The following is a 5,252-nucleotide window of genomic DNA, read 5'->3' on the forward strand; positions in this document are numbered from 1 at the left end:
GTAGTACTTTGTCCTGCGCGGGATTCCTTTCGATCCAAGATCAGCGCAAACAAAGCATAGATCCCGGCTTCGGGACCATTGGCAGCCTGATGGGCGTGCGGGAGACGGATGATGGCGGATGCAAAGACGGACGTGACGGGCGATGCGCTGCCGCTGTTCTATTCGAGGCCCGAGGCGCTCAATCCGGCGCGGCACGGCTCGCTTGGCCTGACCGCGCGCAGTGACTTCGGCTTCGCCCGCTCGGCGCACGCCATTCCGGTGGTCGCGTCGGAAATGCCGGCGGCGATGCGCTCCTACCCGATCGTCTTCATCGGCCCGGCCAAGTCGCCGGTGATCATCACCGGCGTGCGCCAGAACGAGAATTTGTTCGTCGATGCCGACGGCAAATGGACCGGGCCGCACTACATCCCCGCCTATGTCCGGCGCTATCCTTTCATCCTGGCCGAAGACCCGACATCGGCCGGCCGGCTGACGCTGTGCGCCGACCGGGCCAGCAATCGCATCGTCGACCAGCTGCTGGCGCCGTTGCGCGACGACAAGATCCTGCCGTTCTTCGCCGGCAACGAGCCGACCGAAGCGACCAGACAGGCGCTCGCCTTCTGCAACCAGTTCCAGATCGACTTCCGAGCCACCCGCGAGATGGTCGAAAAGATCGATGCGCACGGCCTGTTTTCGCCGCGCCAGAGCAAGGTGACGCTGGAGGGTGGCGAGGTGCTCAACCTCACCGACTTCCAGGTGATCGACGAGCCGGCCTTCAACAAATTGAGCGACGAGGCGTTTCTCGACCTGCGCAAATCAGGCGCGCTCGGCCTGCTCTATTGCCACCTCGCCTCGACCAACAGCTGGACCTCGCTGGTGCATCAGGCATCGCTGCGGAAGGCGGATGGGGCGAAGGGCTGACTGTGAAAAGCTTGCGCGGTCGATCGTCTGGGCGGACAGGCGGCTAGGCAGCAACCCTTCTGTCGTGCCGCCCTTCCCTGATCTCCTCGGCGAGCTTGTCGCAGAACGCGTCGAGATCGCCGGGATTGCGACTGCTGACGAGCCCCTGGTCGGTGACGACTTCGGTGTCCTCCCACAGACCGCCGGCGTTGATCACATCGGTCTTGATCGATTTGTAAGACGTGACCCGGCGACCCCTTACGATGCCGGTCTCGGCGAGAAGCCAGGGCGCATGGCAGATCGCGCCGACGACCTTCTTGGCCGACCAGAACGATTCGACGAAGTCCAGGGCCTTTCGCTCGACGCGCAGCAGATCCGGATTGATGACCCCGCCAGGCAGGACGATCGCGTCATAGTCGTCCGACCGCGCCTCATCCAACGTCTTGTCGACAGGAATCTCCCGACCCCAGTCCTTGAGGTCCCAGCCTTTGATCTTGCCGCTTGCGAGCGACACGACATCGACCTCGGCGCCCGCCTCGCGTAATTTTTTGAGCGGAACTTCAAGCTCGGATTGTTCGAACCCGTTTGTCGCAAGGATAGCGACGCGCTTACCGGAAATATCCTGCATTGGTTTTTCTCCATCGTTAGGTGGTGGAGGGCTAACGAGGCGAGGCGGGAAGCGTTCCTGGCTGTAATTTTATGTGACATGAGAGGCGGATGGACGAAGCGCAGTTCGGCCCAAGCTCCCAGTTCGACAATGTCCAAAAACGAAAAAGCCGCGGCGGACCGCGGCTTTTCGATGCTTGATTTCCTAAGAGGAAACTGGAGCGGGTGAAGCGATTCGAACGCTCGACCCCAACCTTGGCAAGGTTGTGCTCTACCCCTGAGCTACACCCGCTCGCACGGCGTCTTGGCCGCAAGCCGGGCCTATATGGCTGAAGAGCGCGGCGATTGCAACAGGGAAATCGCAGGCTTTTTTACGACCCGGCAAGCGAGGCCGGCAAGCCGCCGGCGGGCGCGCGAGTGGCACGCGGCGGGGGCGCCACCGCAAAGGGCGGGTGCCGCTCACCGTGATGTCGCATGACGGCCTTGTGTCGGCCGCCCCATTGGCCGTAAACGGCATGGGCTCACAAACGGGACGAAGACGAAACCGATGCCGAAGACCGAAGCCGAACTTTTTGCCTTTCTTGCCGAGCTGGGCATTGCTGCCTCGACCAAGCGCCATCCACCGCTCTATACCGTCGCCGATTCGCAGGCGCTGCGCGGCGAGATCGCCGGCGGGCACACGAAAAACCTGTTCCTGAAGGACAAGAAGGACAATTTCTTTCTGGTCACCGTCGGCGAGGACGCGGTCGTCGACCTGAAGCAGATCCACCAGGTGATCGGCGCCGCCAGCCGGGTTTCTTTCGGCAAACCGGAGATGCTGATGGAGCTGCTCGGCGTCACGCCGGGCGCCGTCACGGTCTTTGGCATCATCAACGACACGGCAAACAGGGTCAAGCTCGTGCTCGACAAGGATTTGATGGAGCATGCGGTGATCAATGGGCATCCGCTGACCAATGAGGCGACGACATCGATCGCAGCGAGCGACCTGATCAGATTCGTCGAGGCAACCGGGCACGATGCTGCTATCTTGAAAGTCTCCGCGTGATCGCCACATGGATGGCTTAAAACCGATGGTCTGAAGCATAGGGCGCCTGGCCGCCGGCCGGCGGCGCCACGGAAGGGTAAAGAGATGAGCGACAACAATCCGTTCGGCGGCCCCTTTGGCGGCAATGGCGGCCAGTACACCACCTCGGTGCAGTATGGTGGAACCGCGCCGGCGCCGGCGAAAGTCGCGCTTGGCGATACGCCCGCCGCTCCCGCCGATGTGATCAAGGACACGACGACGGCTGCCTTTGCCGCCGATGTCATCCAGGAATCGCGCCGCCAGCCGGTGCTGGTCGATTTCTGGGCGCCCTGGTGCGGACCTTGCAAGCAACTGACGCCGCAGCTGGAGAAGGCGGTCAAGGCCGCCGGCGGCAGGGTCAAGCTGGTCAAGATGAACATCGACGACCATCCGTCGATCGCCGGCCAGCTCGGCATCCAGTCGATCCCGGCGGTCATCGCCTTCAAGGACGGCCAGCCGGTCGATGGCTTCATGGGCGCCATCCCGGAGAGCCAGATCAACGAATTCATCACCAAGGTCGGCGGCAAGGGCAATGGCGCGCCGCCGGTGGCCGAAGCTCTGGCTGCGGCGACCGAGGCGCGCGACGCCGGCGACATGCAGACCGCGGCCGACATTTATGACGCCATCCTGGCGCAGGCGCCGGAGACGATCGAGGCGATCGCCGGACTGGGAGAGCTGCTGTTCGAGGCCGGCGACACGGAAGGCGCCGAGGCGCTTTTGGCAACAGCCCCGGAGGCCAAGAAGGATGCGCCGCCGGTGGCAGCCCTGCGCGCCAGGATGGCGGTTGCGGCGCAGGCGGCGGCTCTCGGCAATCCAGCCGAATTCGAGCGGCGCCTTGCGGAAAATCCCGGAGATCACCAGGCGCGTTTCGATCTGGCCATGATCCAGAACGCCAACGGCGACCGTACGGCCGCAGCCGACAATCTGCTGGCCATCATCAAGGCCGACCGGGCCTGGAACGAGGATGGCGCGAGGACGCAATTGCTGCAGCTGTTCGAGGCCTGGGGCATGACCGACGAGGCGACGCTGGCAGCGCGCCGCAAATTGTCGGCGCTGCTGTTTTCCTGAGCCGGCTGCCGGTTGTTTTGCCGCACGGGCTTGGCGTCGGCGATGATTGCGCCAGATTAGGGCCAAGAACTCACGCGCTTCTTGATGGCGCGATCGGAGGAATGAGGTGCAAGCGGGAAACGCGCATTACCGGCTCGCCAAGGATTTGCCGTCGACGATCCCTATCTTTCCGCTCGAGGGGGCGCTTTTGCTGCCGGGAGGCCGCATGCCGCTCAACATCTTCGAGCCGCGCTATCTGCAGATGGTGGACGAGGCGATCGCCGGCTCGCGGCTCATCGGCGTCATCCAGCCCAGTCTCGACGGGGCCTTGCGCGACGACGGCGAGCCGGAACTCTGCAATGTCGGTTGCGCCGGGCGCATCATCGCCTTTTCCGAGAGCGGCGACGGCCGTTACCTGATTTCGCTGCAGGGCGTGTGCCGGTTCCGCATCGCCCACGAATTGACGGTCAAGACGCCGTTTCGCCAGTGCAAGCCCTCGCCTTTCCTTGCCGATCTCGATGAGGACCAGGCGGGCAACGAGATCGACCGGCCATCGCTGCTCAAGGCATTTCGCGCCTATCTGCAGGCCAACGACCTCGAGGCCGACTGGGAAAGCGTCAGCCGGGCCGAAAATGCCATGCTGGTCAATGCGTTGTCGATGATGGCGCCCTATGGGCCAGCCGAGAAACAGGCGCTGCTCGAAGCGGCGGATTTGAAGACCCGGGCCGAGACGCTGATCGCCATCACCGAAATGGCGCTGGCGCGCGAGAATGAGGATTTTGGGTCGAGTTTGCAGTAAGAGGGCGCGATGGCGGACGGACGTGACGGGAAGAAGGTCGACCCCAAGCTGCTGGAGTTGCTGGCCTGCCCACTGACCAAGGGGCCGCTGGCCTGGGATCCGGAGCGCGGCGAACTGATTTCCAGGGTCGCCAAGATTGCCTATCCGGTGCGTGACGGCATCCCGATCATGCTGCCTTCCGAGGCGCGGACGCTTTCGGTGGAGGATGTGCTGGCCCCGCCGCCGCCGCGTCTGGGTGGGCCGGGCTGAGGGGCACGTTTCTTGTACCCAATAGGCCGGCAGGACAGAGGGGGCGCGAAGGATCGCCGACGTCCGCTTTCGTTCCGCTCTTGGCATGGCCTTGCCTACTGAAAATTCCGCCCCTTGGGCATGACCTGTTCCGCTTCTTCCGACAGCGTTGCGAGATCCTGCCGGATCGGCGCGCTTTGTTTGGCGGGGCTGGAGCGATCCGAACCGTCCTTGGCGAGGTCTCTCGGAGGAACCACTGGTGCAGTCTCGCTGACCTTCTCCAGAAGCACGGTCAGCCAGGGCGTCAGATCCTCGATCTTCTCGGCAACGATGTGGACCACACCCGATTCCGACTGCAATTTCCCGGTGACCTTGACGAACCGGGCCCCCATGACGATAGGCCGATAGCGGTCGAAGGTTCTTTGCCAGAAGATGATGTTGGCCACCGCCTTGTCGTCCTCCAGCGTCAGGAAGATCGCATTGCCCTTGCCGGGGCGCTGCCGCACCAGCACGAGGCCGGCGACCGAGACGCGCCTGCCGTCGCGCACGGAAGGAAGATTCGCATTCGGGATGACGCCGGCGCGGTCGAGCCGCTCGCGCAGGAAGGCGACCGGATGCGCCTTCAGCGAC

General features: G+C 63.8%; 7 protein-coding genes and 1 tRNA gene. 5 read left to right on the plus strand and 3 right to left on the minus strand.

Annotated features, from left to right (window positions below; all coding sequences use genetic code 11):
• Positions 1–111: 111 nt before the first annotated feature.
• Entirely contained in the window at positions 112–900 is a 789-nt protein-coding gene (locus ENZ74_RS20615) for a SapC family protein (protein ID WP_063169576.1), read from the plus strand.
• Positions 901–943: 43 nt separating this feature from the next.
• On the opposite strand, the gene ENZ74_RS20620 is transcribed toward ENZ74_RS20615, so the two are convergent.
• Both ENZ74_RS20620 and ENZ74_RS20625 read right to left on the minus strand, forming a co-directional pair.
• On the minus strand, positions 944–1,507 hold the full coding sequence (locus tag ENZ74_RS20620; RefSeq protein ID WP_013528771.1) for a type 1 glutamine amidotransferase domain-containing protein: 564 nt from the start codon (positions 1,505–1,507) through the stop codon (positions 944–946).
• Between the two features lie 195 nt (positions 1,508–1,702).
• Positions 1,703–1,777: transfer RNA gene (locus tag ENZ74_RS20625), tRNA-Gly, on the minus strand.
• Between the two features lie 255 nt (positions 1,778–2,032).
• Here ENZ74_RS20625 and ENZ74_RS20630 point away from each other — a divergent pair.
• The 4 genes from ENZ74_RS20630 (at position 2,033) to ENZ74_RS20645 (ending at position 4,643) form a co-directional block, all read left to right on the plus strand.
• Complete coding sequence (locus ENZ74_RS20630; protein WP_027162861.1) at positions 2,033–2,530, plus strand: prolyl-tRNA synthetase associated domain-containing protein; 498 nt, start codon at positions 2,033–2,035, stop codon at positions 2,528–2,530.
• A gap of 84 nt (positions 2,531–2,614) precedes the next feature.
• Positions 2,615–3,616 (plus strand): thioredoxin, encoded by a 1,002-nt coding sequence (gene trxA, locus ENZ74_RS20635; RefSeq protein ID WP_063169575.1) that lies wholly within the window; start codon positions 2,615–2,617, stop codon positions 3,614–3,616.
• A gap of 106 nt (positions 3,617–3,722) precedes the next feature.
• On the plus strand, positions 3,723–4,394 hold the full coding sequence (locus ENZ74_RS20640; RefSeq protein WP_013528774.1) for an LON peptidase substrate-binding domain-containing protein: 672 nt from the start codon (positions 3,723–3,725) through the stop codon (positions 4,392–4,394).
• A gap of 9 nt (positions 4,395–4,403) precedes the next feature.
• Positions 4,404–4,643, plus strand: a complete 240-nt coding sequence (locus tag ENZ74_RS20645; RefSeq protein WP_013528775.1) for a Trm112 family protein — start codon at positions 4,404–4,406, stop codon at positions 4,641–4,643.
• A 95-nt stretch (positions 4,644–4,738) separates the two neighbouring features.
• Here ENZ74_RS20645 and ENZ74_RS20650 read toward each other — a convergent pair.
• Positions 4,739–5,252: OB-fold nucleic acid binding domain-containing protein (locus ENZ74_RS20650; RefSeq protein WP_245470982.1), on the minus strand; the 514-nt coding region annotated here is incomplete at its 5' end.

Source organism: Mesorhizobium sp. M7A.F.Ca.CA.002.15.2.1 (assembly GCF_003998715.1).
In the GTDB taxonomy this organism is placed as follows: Bacteria; Pseudomonadota; Alphaproteobacteria; order Rhizobiales; family Rhizobiaceae; genus Mesorhizobium; species Mesorhizobium ciceri.